The sequence below is a fragment of the Streptomyces sp. NPDC049915 genome (assembly GCF_040656475.1).
Taxonomy (GTDB): Bacteria; Actinomycetota; Actinomycetes; order Streptomycetales; family Streptomycetaceae; genus Streptomyces.
Genome location: NZ_JBFAMH010000001.1, coordinates 214127 through 227811, shown reverse-complemented (window position 1 = coordinate 227811; position 13685 = coordinate 214127). Strand labels below are relative to the sequence as shown.

13 protein-coding genes and 1 pseudogene are annotated in these 13685 nt (G+C 73.1%); 7 read left to right on the top strand and 7 right to left on the bottom strand.

What is annotated here, in order from left to right; genetic code table 11:
- The first annotated feature begins 10 nt into the window (after positions 1 to 10).
- Positions 11 to 1422 (top strand): annotated as a pseudogene (lpdA, locus tag AB0J12_RS00975) (dihydrolipoyl dehydrogenase).
- Here lpdA and AB0J12_RS00970 read toward each other — a convergent pair.
- A complete protein-coding gene (locus AB0J12_RS00970; protein WP_363262271.1) occupies positions 1419 to 2579 on the bottom strand; it encodes an MFS transporter in 1161 nt (386 codons plus the stop codon). The pseudogene lpdA and the gene AB0J12_RS00970 overlap by 4 nt on opposite strands.
- Positions 2580 to 2806: 227 nt before the next feature.
- Here AB0J12_RS00970 and AB0J12_RS00965 point away from each other — a divergent pair, with 227 nt between their 5' ends.
- The 3 genes from AB0J12_RS00965 (at position 2807) to AB0J12_RS00955 (ending at position 5066) form a co-directional block, all read left to right on the top strand.
- Positions 2807 to 4288: an AlkA N-terminal domain-containing protein gene (locus AB0J12_RS00965; protein WP_363261967.1), complete on the top strand. Its 1482-nt coding sequence runs from the start codon at positions 2807 to 2809 to the stop codon at positions 4286 to 4288.
- An 8-nt stretch (positions 4289 to 4296) separates the two neighbouring features.
- Positions 4297 to 4779, top strand: coding sequence for a methylated-DNA--[protein]-cysteine S-methyltransferase (locus AB0J12_RS00960; protein WP_363261966.1), 483 nt, complete (start codon positions 4297 to 4299; stop codon positions 4777 to 4779).
- A 110-nt stretch (positions 4780 to 4889) separates the two neighbouring features.
- Positions 4890 to 5066 carry a hypothetical protein gene (locus AB0J12_RS00955; protein ID WP_363261965.1) on the top strand — a complete coding sequence of 59 codons (177 nt, stop codon included), beginning with the start codon at positions 4890 to 4892 and terminating at the stop codon, positions 5064 to 5066.
- Between the two features lie 63 nt (positions 5067 to 5129).
- Here AB0J12_RS00955 and AB0J12_RS00950 read toward each other — a convergent pair whose 3' ends face one another.
- Positions 5130 to 5867, bottom strand: a complete 738-nt coding sequence (locus tag AB0J12_RS00950) for a Sir2 family NAD-dependent protein deacetylase (protein WP_363261964.1) — start codon at positions 5865 to 5867, stop codon at positions 5130 to 5132.
- Between the two features lie 131 nt (positions 5868 to 5998).
- Between AB0J12_RS00950 and AB0J12_RS00945 the strand changes: the two genes are divergently transcribed.
- Together AB0J12_RS00945 and AB0J12_RS00940 are read left to right on the top strand one after the other, a co-directional pair.
- On the top strand, positions 5999 to 6541 hold the full coding sequence (locus tag AB0J12_RS00945) for a GNAT family N-acetyltransferase (RefSeq protein WP_363261963.1): 543 nt from the start codon (positions 5999 to 6001) through the stop codon (positions 6539 to 6541).
- A 54-nt stretch (positions 6542 to 6595) separates the two neighbouring features.
- A complete protein-coding gene (locus tag AB0J12_RS00940; protein WP_363261962.1) occupies positions 6596 to 6796 on the top strand; it encodes a DUF2191 domain-containing protein in 201 nt (66 codons plus the stop codon).
- 12 nt (positions 6797 to 6808) lie between these two features.
- On the opposite strand, the gene AB0J12_RS00935 is transcribed toward AB0J12_RS00940, so the two are convergent.
- Both AB0J12_RS00935 and AB0J12_RS00930 read right to left on the bottom strand, forming a co-directional pair.
- Positions 6809 to 7300: an NUDIX hydrolase gene (locus AB0J12_RS00935; RefSeq protein WP_363261961.1), complete on the bottom strand. Its 492-nt coding sequence runs from the start codon at positions 7298 to 7300 to the stop codon at positions 6809 to 6811.
- 29 nt (positions 7301 to 7329) lie between these two features.
- On the bottom strand, positions 7330 to 8406 hold the full coding sequence (locus AB0J12_RS00930; protein ID WP_363261960.1) for an ADP-ribosylglycohydrolase family protein: 1077 nt from the start codon (positions 8404 to 8406) through the stop codon (positions 7330 to 7332).
- A 155-nt stretch (positions 8407 to 8561) separates the two neighbouring features.
- Here AB0J12_RS00930 and AB0J12_RS00925 point away from each other — a divergent pair, with 155 nt between their 5' ends.
- Entirely contained in the window at positions 8562 to 9713 is a 1152-nt protein-coding gene (locus AB0J12_RS00925; RefSeq protein ID WP_363261959.1) for a glycerate kinase, read from the top strand.
- 1101 nt (positions 9714 to 10814) lie between these two features.
- On the opposite strand, the gene pssA is transcribed toward AB0J12_RS00925, so the two are convergent.
- The 3 genes from pssA to AB0J12_RS00910 form a co-directional block, all read right to left on the bottom strand.
- The gene (gene pssA / locus AB0J12_RS00920) at positions 10815 to 11630 is read right to left on the bottom strand and encodes a CDP-diacylglycerol--serine O-phosphatidyltransferase (RefSeq protein ID WP_363262270.1); all 816 of its coding nucleotides are present in this window, start codon (positions 11628 to 11630) and stop codon (positions 10815 to 10817) included.
- Between the two features lie 22 nt (positions 11631 to 11652).
- Positions 11653 to 12309 (bottom strand): phosphatidylserine decarboxylase, encoded by a 657-nt coding sequence (locus tag AB0J12_RS00915; RefSeq protein WP_103783614.1) that lies wholly within the window; start codon positions 12307 to 12309, stop codon positions 11653 to 11655.
- 170 nt (positions 12310 to 12479) lie between these two features.
- Positions 12480 to 13685: an acyl-CoA dehydrogenase family protein gene (locus tag AB0J12_RS00910; RefSeq protein ID WP_363261958.1), complete on the bottom strand. Its 1206-nt coding sequence runs from the start codon at positions 13683 to 13685 to the stop codon at positions 12480 to 12482.

Here is a 13685-nt window from a genome sequence, read left to right as displayed (position 1 = left end):
GGAAGTCCTCATGGTCGAGCAGGACGAGCGCTTCGACGTCGTGGTCCTCGGCGCGGGCCCCGGCGGCTACGTCGCCGCGATCCGCGCCGCCCAGCTGGGCAAGCGCGTCGCCGTCGTCGAGGAGAAGTACTGGGGCGGCGTCTGCCTGAACGTCGGCTGCATCCCCACCAAGGCGCTGCTGCGCAACGCCGAGCTCGCGCGCATCGTCACCCGTGAGGCGAAGACCTTCGGCATCAAGTCGGACAGCCCCATCTCCTTCGACTACGGCGAGGCCTTCGGCCGCAGCCGCCGCGTCGCCGACGGCCGGGTCAAGGGCGTCCACTACCTGATGAAGAAGAACAAGATCACGGAGTTCGACGGCCGGGGCACCTTCCTCGACGCGAACACCCTCCAGGTCGCCGACTACGACGGCAACACGCGCACGATCGGCTTCGACAACTGCATCATCGCCACCGGCGCCACCCCCAAGCTGCTGCCCGGCACCAAGCGCACCGCGCGCGTGGTGACGTACGAGGAGCAGATCCTCGCCGAGGACCTCCCGCAGTCGATCGTCATCGCGGGCGCCGGCGCGATCGGCATCGAGTTCGCCTACGTGCTGCACAACTACGGCGTGAAGGTCACCATCGTCGAGTTCCTGGACCGCGTCGCCCCGCTGGAGGACGCCGAGGTCTCCGCCGAGCTGCCAAGCAGTACCGCAAGCTCGGCATCGACGTGCTCACCTCCACCCGCGTGGACGCCATCGACGAGTCCGGCCCCCAGGTCCGCGTCACCGTCACCGCCAAGGACGGCTCCCAGCAGGTGCTGGAGGCCGACAAGGTGCTCCAGGCCATCGGCTTCGCCCCGAACGTCGAGGGCTACGGCCTGGAGAACACCGGCGTCAAGGTCACCGACCGCGGCGCGATCGACGTCGACGGCCGCTGCCGCACCTCCGTGCCGCACATCTACGCCATCGGCGACGTCACCGCCAAGCTGATGCTGGCGCACGCCGCCGAGGCCATGGGCGTGGTCGCCGCCGAGACCATCGCGGACGCCGAGACCATGGAGCTGGAGTACGTGATGATCCCGCGCGCCACCTACTGCCAGCCCCAGATCGCCAGCTTCGGCTACACCGAGGCCCAGGCCCGCGACCTCGGCTACGACGTGAAGGTGGCCAAGTTCCCCTTCACCGCGAACGGCAAGGCGCACGGCCTCGGTGACTCCACCGGCTTCGTCAAGCTGATCAGCGACGCCAAGTACGGCGAGCTGATCGGCGGCCACCTCATCGGCCCCGACGTCACCGAGCTGCTGCCCGAGCTGACCCTGGCCCAGCAGTGGGACCTCACCGTCCACGAGGTCGCCCGCAACGTCCACGCCCACCCGACGCTGGGCGAGGCGGTCAAGGAGGCCGTCCACGGACTCGCCGGCCACATGATCAACTTCTAGCGCGCGTCCGTCCGGCTTCCGGCGCGCCGCACCGGTGCTCGCCCCACCCGGGCGAGCACCGGCCCCAGCGCCAGCAGCACCGCCAGCGCGGCGTACCCGTACGTCAGGGTCGCCGCCGACGCCACCCCCGCGACCAGCAACGGCCCGCCCGCGTCGCCCAGTTCCCGCCCCAGCTCCGCCGCCCCCATGGTCTGCCCCAGCCGCTCCTTCGGCGTCCCCGCGGCCAGCGCGGCGAACCCCAGCGGTGTGACCAGCCCGGTGCCGACCCCGATCAGCGCGGCGGCGAGCAGCACCCCCGTGAGCCCCGGCAGCATCGCGCACCCCGCCCCGGCCGCCGCCAGCAGCAGCCCCGCGCCCAGCCCGGCCCCCGTGCGCAGCCGCCCGGCGTCCAGTGCCCGCCCGGCCCGCGGCTGCACGACGGCCGCGCACGCCGCCAGCACCGACACCGCCGCGCCCGTCGCCACCGGCCCGAGCCCGGCCGCCCGCCCGGACACCGGCAGGAAACCCACCCCGACCGACAGCGCGGCCGTCGCCCCCGCCAGCGCCGCCGTAGGCACCAGGAACACCGGATCGGCAAGCCGCCGCGCCAGATCCAGCACCGTCTGCCGCTCCTTGGGCAGCGGCGGTACGACCGGCACGGCCACCCACGCCCACAGCGCGACCCCGGCGCCGAGCACCGCGAGCACCCCGAACAGCAGCCGCAGCCCCCCGGCCCAGACCAGCAGCCCGCCCAGCAGCGGGCCCAGCGTGTAGCCGACGGACTTGAAGAAGCCGTAGCTGCCGAAGGCACGCCCCTGCCCCACCGCCGGGTTCAGCCGGGACACCAGCGCCGACGCCGACGGCGAGAAGGCGGAGGCCGCCGCGCCCTGACCGAGCCGCGCCGCCCACAGCCAGCCGGGGCGGTCCACGGCGACGTACAGCGCGGACGCGGCCGCGAAGGCGAGCAGCCCGCCCAGCAGCACCGGGCGCGCCCCGACCCGGTCGGCCAGCGTGCCGAACAGCGGCTTGAGCAGCACCTCCGCGCCGTCGTACAGCGCGAGCAGCCCGCCGAGGACCAGCAGGGAGGTGACCGCGTCCGCGTCGGCCGCGCCGAGGTTGGCCGCGATGCCGTGCGCGCCGAAGGCGGTGGTGAAGCCGGCCGCGTACAGCGGCCACATCGCCCGGCGCGGCGCCGGCTCACCCGGCGGCGTCACCGCTGCCCGACCGGGTGTGCTCCGCGTGCCGGCCGGCGGGTGGGGACGACACCATGGGCCATGGCCGTATCGTAACGACGCCGCGGCATCCGGTGAACGCGTCCGGCAGCGATCGGTCCCGGCGCAGCCCACGCCGCGTCGATGTCGGATTCCCGCCAGCCCGGGCCCCGTGCGTGGCCGATGCTGGAGGCATGCAGAACGGGATGCACACCGACCGGGAGCGGTGCGTGCGCGCCGTCCAGTCCAAGGACGCGCGCTTCGACGGCTGGTTCTTCACCGCCGTCCTGACCACCGGCATCTACTGCCGGCCCAGCTGCCCGGCCGTGCCGCCGAAACCCGAGAACATGACCTTCCACCCGAGCGCGGCCGCCTGCCAGCAGGCCGGTTTCCGCGCCTGCAAGCGCTGCCGCCCCGACACCAGCCCCGGCTCACCCGAGTGGAACCAGCGCGCCGACCTCACTGCCCGCGCCATGCGGCTGATCGCCGACGGCGTCGTGGACCGTGAGGGCGTGCCCGGCCTCGCCGCCCGCCTCGGCTACAGCACCCGCCAGGTCGAACGCCAACTGCTCGCCGAACTGGGCGCGGGACCCCTCGCCCTGGCCCGCGCCCAGCGCGCCCAGACCGCGCGCCTGCTCATCGAGACGACACAGCTGCCGATGGCGGACATCGCCTTCGCCGCCGGCTTCTCCTCCATCCGCACCTTCAACGACACCGTCCGCGAGGTCTTCGCCCTCGCCCCGAGCGACCTGCGCGCCCATGCGCCGAAGAGCGCCGCGCCGGCCGCCCCCGGCACCCTGTCGCTGCGCCTGCCGTTCCGGGCCCCGCTGAACCCCGACAACCTCTTCGGGCACCTCGCCGCGACCGCCGTACCCGGCGTGGAGGAGTGGCGGGACGGCTCCTACCGGCGCACGCTGCGGCTGCCGTACGGGCACGGCATCGCCGCCCTCACCCCGCGCCCAGACCACATCGCCTGCCGCCTCACCCTCACCGACCTGCGCGACCTCACCGTCGCGATCAGCCGCTGCCGCCGTCTGCTCGACCTGGACGCCGACCCGGTCGCCGTCGACGACGCGCTGCGCATCGATCCGCTGCTCGCGCCCCTGGTCGACAAGGCGCCCGGGCGGCGCGTGCCGCGTACGGTCGACGAGGCGGAGTTCGCCGTGCGGGCCGTGCTCGGGCAGCAGGTGTCCACCGCGGCCGCCCGCACCCACGCCGCCCGGCTCACCACGGCGCACGGCGAGCCGGTCACCGACCCGGAGGGCGGCCTGACCCATCTCTTCCCGTCCCCGCGGGCCCTCGCGGCGGTGGACCCCGAGACCCTGGCGATGCCCCGCACCCGCCGCACCACGCTCACCACCCTGGTCCGTCACCTGGCCGACGGCTCCCTCCATCTGGGCGTCGAGAGCGACTGGGCCGAGACCCGAGCCCGCCTGCTGGACCTGCCCGGCTTCGGCCCCTGGACCGTCGACGTCATCGCCATGCGCGCCCTCGGCGACCCCGACGCCTTCCTCCCCACCGACCTCGGCATCCGGCGCGCGGCCGCCGAGCTGGGCCTGCCCGCCACTCCGGCCGCCCTCACCGCCCGCGCGACGGCCTGGCGCCCGTGGCGGGCGTACGCCGTGCAGTACCTGTGGGCGACCGACGACCACCCCATCAACTTCCTGCCCGTGTGAGGACGTTCATGAAGCAGCACACCGTCATCGACAGCCCGTGCGGCCCGCTCACCCTCGTCGCCGACGACGGCGTCCTGTGCGGGCTGTACATGACCGCACAGCGCCACCGCCCGCCCGAGGAGACCTTCGGCGACCGCGACCCGACCCCGTTCGCCGAGGCGGAGGAGCAGCTCAAGGCGTACTTCGCGGGTCAGTTGAGGGAGTTCACCCTCGAACTGCGCCTGCACGGCACGCCGTTCCAGCGCAGTGTGTGGGAACAGCTGCGAGCCATCCCGTACGGCGAGCGGCGCACCTACGGCGAGCTGGCCGCCGCCCTCGGTGCCCCGAGTGCCTCCCGCGCGGTCGGCCTCGCCAACGGCAAGAACCCGATCGGCATCATCGTCCCCTGTCACCGTGTCGTCGGCGCGGACGGCGGCCTCACCGGCTACGGCGGCGGCCTGCCCCGCAAGCGCCAACTGCTGGACTTCGAAGGCGGTGCGGCGCTGTTCTGACCGCCGTGCGCATGTGCTGTGCAGATTCACCGCAGACCCCCCTGGACCGGCCGGTAACCCTCCGCATGCGTGTTTGGATCTTTCGGCAGCCAGTACGAAAGGGAACAGTCATGAACTCCGTTTACCAGGTCGAGACCGCCGAGATCTCCGAGGCCGAACTCGACAACGTCGCCGGTGGTCTCGCCGTGCACGCCGGTGGGGGCCTCGGCGCCGGGCTCGCCGTCGGCGCCGCCGGCACCGGCGAGGCGTGCCTGCAGGCCGAGTCCTGCGTCGAGATCGCGCTCTGACCGACGGCTGACGCCCGTGACCTTCGACTGCTCCGGAACCGGTGTGGTCGAAGGCCGCGGGCGTCACCCGTTCTCGCCGCCGCCGATCCGGCGGAGCAGCGCGGGCAGGGCCGTACCGATGGGCTCGCGGATCACCTCGTCCGCCGGCTCGTCGTACGGCGTCGGCTCGGCGTTGACGATGATCAGCCGCGCCCCGTGGTCGGCGGCGACACCCGCGAGCCCGGCCGCCGGCTGCACCTGGAGAGAGGTGCCGACGGCGATGAACACCTGGCACGCCTTGCTGATCGCGGCCGCCTCACCGAGCACCATCGGGTCGAGCCGCTCGCCGAACATGACGGTCGCCGGCTTCAGGATGCCGCCGCAGTCCCGGCAGGGCGAATCCTCCTCACCGGCGTCGACCCGCGCGAGCGCGTCCTGCATCGAACCGCGCGCATGACACGCGGTGCACACCACGCTGCGGGCGCTGCCGTGCAGTTCGAGCACCTTGCGGGCGGGCATCCCGGCCAGCTGGTGCAGCCCGTCCACGTTCTGCGTGATCACCCGCACCGGCACCCCGGCCCGCTCCAGCTCCGCGACGGCCCGGTGCGCGGCGTTGGGCCGCGCCTGGAGCGCGCCGTTCTCGCGCCGCATCCGCCAGGAGCGCCGCCGGATCTCCGGATCCGCCATGTAGTACGAGTAGGTCACGAGTTTCTCGGCGTCCGGATCGCGCCGCCACAGCCCCCGGGGGCCGCGGTAGTCGGGGATGCCGGAGTCGGTCGAGATGCCCGCGCCACTGAGAATCGCTACGAGGGGCCTGGTCATGGGCCGAGACTAGGACGCCCGCCGGTTCAGGAGCGAGCGAGTATCCGCGCGGCGTCCGAGCGGGGAAGGCCCGGACCGGGGGCGGCGATAACCGGTCGTCCGGGAGCAGGTGGCCGCGTTAGCTTGGCCCGATGTCCGAGCTGACGACCGACCGGCTTCTGCTGCGCCACTGGCGCGCGTCCGACCTCCCCCCGTGGGCGGCCATGAACGCCGACGCCGAGGTCCGCGCCTACTTCCCCGACGTCCTCACTCCCGAGCGGAGCGACGCGTCCGTGGCGCGTTTCCAGGCCGACCTCGACCGGCGGGGCTGGGGCTGGTGGGCGGTCGAGGTGCGGGCCACCGGCGCGTTCATCGGATTCGCCGGGCTGGACCCGGTGGAGGAGGACATGCCGTTCACCGGCGTGGAGGCCGGGTGGCGGCTGGCCCGCCCGGCGTGGGGGCACGGCTACGCCACCGAGGCCGCCCGCGCGGTGCTGGACTTCGGCTTCGCGCGTCTCGGGCTCCCGGAGATCCTCGCGGTGACCGCGGCCGCCAACGTCCGCTCGCAGGCCGTCATGCGCCGGCTCGGCATGACCCACGACCCGGCAGATGACTTCGACGACCCGGGCGTGCCCGACGGCCCACTGCGCCGGAGCGTCGTGTACCGCCTCCCCGCCCCCTCCGCGCACCGCTGAGGATGCTCCCCGGAACACATTCCCCGCGCGGACGCTCGGTGTTAGGGTCCGCGCATGGCCAAGGTCACCGTCTCGCTCGACGCCGAACTCGTCGTCGAGGTCATGGTCCTCGCGGGCGTGGGCAGCCCCCAGGACGCCGTCGAGCTGGTCGTGCGCGACTACGTCGAGCGCGGCCACCGCACCGAGGCCCGCACCGCGACCCCGGACGAGGCGCTGCGCGAGGTGGACGTCAAGCCCCGGCACACCGACGGCTGAGCACGCCGCCGCTCACCCGACCCGGTGGCCGTTCTCCAGCTCGGCCGTGCCGGAGCCCTCCGCCAGGACGTCGAGGGCGACCAGGACACGACGGCCCAGGGCGTCGAGGAGGTGGTCGGCCAGCTCCTCGCGCGGCACCAGCCGCCAGGACAGCAGTTCCTCCTCCTGCAGGCGGATCGCCTTGAGGTCGTCCTCGGTCAGCACACCGCCGTCGTACAGATAGGCCACCAGCGGCGGGCGGCCCGGGCCGTGCACCCAGTCCACGGCGAGCAGCCGGCCCAGCGGCCGGTCCAGACCGATCTCCTCCAGCGTCTCGCGCCGCGCACCCTGCCGCGGCGTCTCACCGTCGTCGGACTCGATCGTCCCGCCCGGCAGCGCCCACCCCTCGCGGTAGTTGGGCTCCACCAGCAGCACCCGGCCCTCGGCATCCCGGAACAGCGCGGCGGCCCCGGCCAGCACGCGCGGGAGGGAGGCGATGTACGTCGCGAAGTCAGCTGTGGTCATCCAGGAAGGGTAACCAGCCTTCGCGCGCGTCAGACCTCCGTTCCGGCCAGCCGCAACGTCCGCTCGGCCAGCTCGCTGATCCGCACCCCGTCGAAGCCGAACACCGCACTGCGCACAGTGTCCTCCAGGGGCTCCTTCCACTGCGCCGGGATCGCCGCGGCACCCGCCAGCACCCCGGCCACCGACCCCGCCGTCGCCCCGTTGGAGTCGGTGTCCAGGCCACCGCGCACGGTGAGCGCGATGGTGCGGGAGAAGTCCCCGTCGCCGTAGAGCAGGCCCGCGGTGAGCACCGCGGCGTTGGGCACGGTGTGGATCCAGCCCAGCCCGGCGGTCTCCTCCTCGACCGTGGCCAGGGTGTCCTCCCAGGGCAGCCGCGTCTCGTGCAGCGACATCACCCGCCGTACGGTCCGGGCCAGCCGGCTGCTCGCCGGTACGACCGCCAGCGCGCTCTCCAGCGCGTCCCGCACGCCGGGCGCGCCGAACGCGGCGGAGATCAGCGCGGCCGCGAACATCGCGCCGTACACGCCGTTGCCGGTGTGCGACAGCACCGCGTCCCGGCGGGCCAGCAGGGCCGCGCGGCGCGGGGCGCCGGGACAGGTCCAGCCGAAGACGTCGGCGCGGATCAGCGCACCGATCCACTCCTGGTAGGGGTTGTCGAAGGTCGCCGTCAGCGGCGGCTTGAGCCCGTTGGCGAGATTGCGGTACGCCGCCCGCTCCGCCGTGAACGTCTGCAGGTACGGCAGTCGCAGCAGCCACAGGTCGCCAACCTGCTCGGTGCTGAAGGCGAAGCCGTACGTCTCCAGCAGGTGCAGACCGAGGATCGCGTAGTCGATGTCGTCGTCACGGCAGCTGCCGTGGATGCGGCCGCGCACGCAGTCGCGCCACTCGGGGCGCAGCGGCGGATCGTGCTCACCGCCGTCCGCGGGCTCGGGCAGGTAGTCGGTCAGCGGGAGCGCGGCGGCCCGCCGCAGATAGCGGTCGATGCGGTCCCGGGTCCACACCTCGCCCTGCTCCACCGGCTTGCCGAGCATGTTGCCCGCGATCCGGCCCAGCCAGCCTCCGAGGATGTGGTCGGCCAGTTCCGGTCTCGTGCCCACAGCGGTCATGGGGGAGGGGTACCCGCTCGCGGCCGGGTCTGCGCAGGCAGCGGGCGTTCCAGGGAGCGGGCGGGGCATGACGCCGGGGGTGTCCTCCGGTTATGGTCGCAGCGGCGCGACTGGCCCCGACGTGCGTCGGGCCCGGAGAGCAAGGGGATAGCAAGGTGGCGGACGCTGCTGTGGAGGGCACCCGGCGGGTGCTCGTTGCCGCGGACAAGTTCAAGGGCTCGCTGACGGCGGTGGAGGTCGCCCAGCGGGTGACGGCCGGGCTGCGGCGGGTCGTACCCGGCGTGGAGGTCGAGACCCTCCCCGTCGCGGACGGCGGTGACGGCACGGTCGCGGCCGCCGTCGCGGCCGGTTTCGAACGCCGGGAGGTCCGGGTCACCGGCCCGCTCGGCGAGCCGGTCACGGCTGCCTTCGCCCTGCGCGACGGCACCGCGGTGGTGGAGATGGCCGAGGCCTCGGGCCTGCAGCTGCTCCCGGCGGGCGTCTTCGCCCCCCTGACCGCCACCACCTACGGCTCCGGCGAGGTGCTGAAGGCCGCCCTCGACGCGGGCGCCCGCACCATCGTCTTCGGCGTGGGCGGCAGCGCCACCACCGACGGCGGCGCCGGCATGCTGGCCGCGCTGGGCGCGGTCTTCCTGGACGCCGACGGCGAGCCGGTCGGTCCGGGCGGCGGCGCCCTGGCGGACCTCGCCTCGGCCGACCTGTCGGGCGTGGACCCCCGCTTCGCCGACGTGGAATTCGTCCTCGCCAGTGACGTGGACAACCCGCTCACCGGCCCCAAGGGCTGCGCGGCGGTGTACGGACCGCAGAAGGGCGCCTCCGAGGAGGACGTGGCGACCCTCGACGCGGCCCTCGCCCACTACGCGCAGGTACTGGAGAAGGCCATCGGCCCCAGGGCCGCCGAACTCGCCGCGTCGCCGGGCGCCGGCGGCGCGGGCGGCATCGGCTATGGCGCCCTGCTGCTCGGCGCGAGCTTTCGCCCCGGCATCGAGCTGATGCTGGACGTGCTCGGCTTCGCCCCGGCCCTGGAGCGGGCCACGCTGGTGATCACCGGCGAGGGCTCCCTGGACGAGCAGACCCTGCACGGCAAGGCCCCGGCGGGCGTCGCTGCGGCGGCGCGGGCGGCGGACAAGGAGGTCGTCGCGGTCTGCGGCCGCCTCGCCCTCCCGCACGAGGCCCTGGGCCGCGCCGGCATCCGCCGCGCGTACCCCCTGACGGAGATCGAGCCGGACGTCGCGAAGTGCATCGCGGACGCGGGCCCGATCCTGGAGCGGGTGGCGGAACAGATCGCGAAGGACTACCTGAGCTGAGCCTTGGGGAACCGGACCCCGGAGTCGGTGACCCCGGCGCGGGGCACGGGCCCGGCGTCGGCGACTGCGGGCCCGGGGCTCTCGTCCTCCAGTGGTGTCTGGGGGCCCGGGGCCCTCGTCTTCCGGCGGTGACTGGGGCCCCGGAGCTCTCGTCTTCCGGCGGTGCTGCCGGCCTGGGGCCGTCGTCCTCCGGGGGGCGCCTGCGGGCCCGGGGCCCTCGGCCTGCGGCGGTGACTGCGGGCCTGGAGGCCTCGTCTTCCGGCGGTGACTGCGGCCCGGAGCCCTCGCCCTCCGGCGCGGACTGGGGCCCCCGGCCCTCGTCCTCCGGCGGTGACTGCAGGCCCAGAGCCCACGTCCTCCGGCGGCGACCCCGGGGACGCGTCCTCACCGACGCCGTCCCCGGGGTCGCCGTTCTCTCGGCGCCGCCCCGGCCGCCGGACGCTGTCCGGGCGCCGCCCCGTCGCCGTTCCCGGGCGCCGTGCTCGGGGCCGCCTGGGCTCACTGTCGGCGGGCGCTGTCCCGGGTGCCGTCCCGGGGTGCCGGGCGCTGCCCCGGGGTGCCGTGGCTCCGGGTGACGCCCGCGGTCGCTGCCGGCGGGGTCAAGCACAGGGCCCGCACTGTGCTTGCGCCGGCTCCGGGCCCGGCTCGTGCACATCGGCTCCGCATCCCGCTCGCCGAACTCCGTCACGGCGCCGCGCCACGGGCGCCGTCCCGGGCCGTGGGGCGCCCCCGGGCGCTGCCCCGGGGTGCCGTGGCTCCCGGTGACGCCCGCGGTCGCTGCCGGCGGGGTCTGCACCGTGCTTGCGCCGGCTCCGGGCCCGGCTCGTGCGCATCGGCTCCGCAGCCCGCTCGCCGAACTTTGTCACGGCGCCGCGCCACGGGCGCCGTCCCGGGCCGTGGGGCGCCGCACCCGGCCCGGGCCCTTCCACCGGCGCCCACCCGTCCGACCCTCCACGGCACCTTCCAGCCGAACGAGACCGGCGGGTGGGAAACCCTCACGGGGGTCTGTGGGCGGAGCCCCCAGGACAGCGACCCCCGCACCGGCCACGCACACGGCAAAGGGCCCCGAACCCAACGGTCCGGGGCCCTTCAAGAACGCCGTTACGGAAGCTGCGCGGCACGCGCCTCGCGCCGATTGTCGCGGAAGTTGTTCACCCGCCGCGCCGTGGCGAAGAGCGGGATCACCGCCCCCGTCACCAGCTGCAGCGCGCACCCGCTCTGCAGCAGCAGCTGCCCGCTCGGTGCGCCGAAGGCCCACGCGGCCAGCAAACCCATGCTGAGCACGATCCAGGAGAGCATCGCCACCGCGAGACGCCCGCGCGGCTTGGGGTACTCCACGCGGCTCACCATCAGCCACGCCGTACCGATGATCGCCAGCAGCGTCGCCGCGAACGGCAGCTCCAGCAGCACGATCGCCACGACCGTGAGCGCCCCGAAGGGGCTCGGCATGCCCTGGAACATGCCGTCCTTCATCGTCACGCACGAGAAGCGCGCCAGCCGCAGCACGACCGCCAGCAGAACGACGATCGCGCCGACCGCGGCCACTCTCTGGTGGGCGTCGTCGGCGACCATGCCGTAGACCAGGACGAAGTACGCCGGGGCCAGGCCGAAGCTGATCAGGTCGGACAGGTTGTCCAGTTCCGCGCCCATGGGGGAGGAGCGCAGCTTGCGCGCCACCAGGCCGTCGAACAGGTCGAAGACCGCCGCGCAGAGCATCAGGATGACCGCCGTGGCCGCGCTGTGGCGAGCCATGCCGGACTCCTGGCTGCCGGTCAGGTGCGGGATCAGGATGCCGGTGGTGGTGAAGTACACCGCCATGAAGCCGCACGTGGCGTTACCGAGGGTGAGGGTGTCCGCTATTGAGAGGCGGAGGGAGAGAGGCATCTCCTCCTCGTCCTCCTCGGCCGCCTCGGGCACCCAGCCCGACTGAGTCTGCGGATCAATCACGGTCAATGCGAGTCACCCCAGCCACGGTCTTCTGACCGACCTCGACCGCGACCTCCACACCCTCCGGCAGGTAGAGGTCGACACGCGAGCCGAAGCGGATCAGCCCGATCCGGTCGCCCTGCTCGACCTTCGTCCCCTGCGGGATGTACGGCACGATGCGACGGGCCACCGCGCCGGCGATCTGGATCATCTCGATGTCGCCGAGTTCGGTGTCGAAATGCCAGACTACGCGCTCGTTGTTCTCGCTCTCCTTGTTGAAAGCCGGAACAAAGCCCCCGGGGATGTGCTCGACCGACGTCACGGTGCCGGCCAGCGGGGCGCGGTTCACGTGGACGTTGAGCGGGCTCATGAAGATCGCGACGCGAGTCCGCCCGTCCTTCCACGGCATGATGCTCTGCACCACGCCGTCGGCCGGGGAGATGACCCGGCCCTGGGCGATCTCGCGCTCGGGGTCGCGGAAGAACCACAGCATCCCCGCCGCGAGCGCGGTGGCGGGAACGGCGACGGCCCTGGCGGCGCCGGAGCGGCGCGCCCGGGCGAGGCTGAGGGCTGCGGTGGCGACGGTCGGGAGAAGCCACGGCGATGCTCCGCGCGCGAGGCGTACGCCGGCTCGGCTGTCGCGAGGTGCAGAGGTTTGGCTGTGGGGCATGGATGACCTTCGTAGCGGATGATGCCGCGCTTCAGGAGGGGGACGGCGGCCTTCCGCGATCGTAGCGGTTCACGGGCACAACTGGGTAAGGCAGGAAGCCGAGTCGGCGTCCGAAGAGTGCCTACGGGGTGTGATCTTCCTCCCGGAGATAACACCCCGTACCCGGACAATCAGCCCTGGAACCGATACTCTTCGAGCAGTCTGCGCCCGATGATCATTTTCTGGATCTCGGCGGTACCTTCACCGATGAGCAGCATCGGGGCCTCACGGTAGAGGCGCTCGATCTCGTACTCCTTGGAGAAGCCGTAGCCGCCGTGGATCCGGAAGGCATCCTCCACGACCTCCTTGCAGTACTCGGAGGCGAGGTACTTCGCCATCCCTGCCTCGAGGTCGTTTCGTTCACCGGAGTCCTTTTTGCGCGCTGCGTTCACCATCATCGCATGCGCGGCCTCCACCTTGGTGGCCATCTCGGCGAGCTTGAACTGGATCGCCTGGTGCTGGGCGATCGGCTTGCCGAACGTGTGGCGCTGCTGCGCGTACTGCACGCCCAGCTCGAAGGCGCGCTGGGCGACACCGCAGCCACGCGCCGCGACGTTGACGCGGCCGACCTCGACGCCGTCCATCATTTGGTAAAAACCTCGGCCGGTGACCCCGCCGAGCACCCGGTCGGCCGGAATGCGCAGGCCGTCCATGATCAGCTCGGTGGTGTCGACACCCTTGTAGCCCATCTTGTCGATCTTGCCCGGGATGGTCAGGCCGGGGCGGACCTCACCGAAGCCGGGCTCCTTCTCGACGAGGAACGTGGTCATCGACTTGTGCGGGGCCGTGCCCTCGGGGTGTCCTTCGTCACTGCGGACGAGGACGGCCACGAGCGAGGAGGTGCCGCCGTTGGTCAGCCACATCTTCTGGCCGTTCAGGACGTACTCGTCGCCGTCCTTCACCGCCTTCGACGTGATGGCCGACACGTCGGAGCCCAGGGCCGGCTCCGACATCGAGAAGGCGCCGCGGATGTCGCCGGCCGCCATCCTCGGCAGGAAGTGCTCCTTCTGCTCCTGCGTGCCGTGCTGCTTGAGCATGTACGCCACGATGAAGTGCGTGTTGATGATGCCGGAGACACTCATCCAGCCGCGGGCGATCTCCTCCACGCACAGGGCGTAGGTGAGCAGCGACTCGCCCAGACCCCCGTACTCCTCGGGGATCATCAGACCGAAGAGACCGAGCTCCTTGAGCCCGTCGACGATCTGCTGCGGGTACTCGTCACGGTGCTCCAGCTCCGTCGCGACAGGAATGATCTCCTTGTCGACAAAGTCCCGGACGGTGGAGAGGATCTCCTGCTGGACGTCGGTCAGACCGGCGGTCTGGGCGAGACGGGCCAT

Excerpts from the sequence above, each read along its gene's own strand:
- AB0J12_RS00970 (WP_363262271.1), bottom strand. The coding sequence starts at position 2,579 with ATGTGGCCGCTGTACGCGGCCGGCTTCACCACCGCCTTCGGCGCGCAC.
- AB0J12_RS00965 (WP_363261967.1), top strand. The coding sequence starts at position 2,807 with ATGCAGAACGGGATGCACACCGACCGGGAGCGGTGCGTGCGCGCCGTC.
- AB0J12_RS00960 (WP_363261966.1), top strand. The coding sequence starts at position 4,297 with ATGAAGCAGCACACCGTCATCGACAGCCCGTGCGGCCCGCTCACCCTC.
- AB0J12_RS00955 (WP_363261965.1), top strand. The coding sequence starts at position 4,890 with ATGAACTCCGTTTACCAGGTCGAGACCGCCGAGATCTCCGAGGCCGAA.
- AB0J12_RS00950 (WP_363261964.1), bottom strand. The coding sequence starts at position 5,867 with ATGACCAGGCCCCTCGTAGCGATTCTCAGTGGCGCGGGCATCTCGACC.
- AB0J12_RS00945 (WP_363261963.1), top strand. The coding sequence starts at position 5,999 with ATGTCCGAGCTGACGACCGACCGGCTTCTGCTGCGCCACTGGCGCGCG.
- AB0J12_RS00940 (WP_363261962.1), top strand. The coding sequence starts at position 6,596 with ATGGCCAAGGTCACCGTCTCGCTCGACGCCGAACTCGTCGTCGAGGTC.
- AB0J12_RS00935 (WP_363261961.1), bottom strand. The coding sequence starts at position 7,300 with ATGACCACAGCTGACTTCGCGACGTACATCGCCTCCCTCCCGCGCGTG.
- AB0J12_RS00930 (WP_363261960.1), bottom strand. The coding sequence starts at position 8,406 with ATGACCGCTGTGGGCACGAGACCGGAACTGGCCGACCACATCCTCGGA.
- AB0J12_RS00915 (WP_103783614.1), bottom strand. The coding sequence starts at position 12,309 with ATGCCCCACAGCCAAACCTCTGCACCTCGCGACAGCCGAGCCGGCGTA.
- AB0J12_RS00910 (WP_363261958.1), bottom strand. The coding sequence starts at position 13,685 with ATGGCCCGTCTCGCCCAGACCGCCGGTCTGACCGACGTCCAGCAGGAG.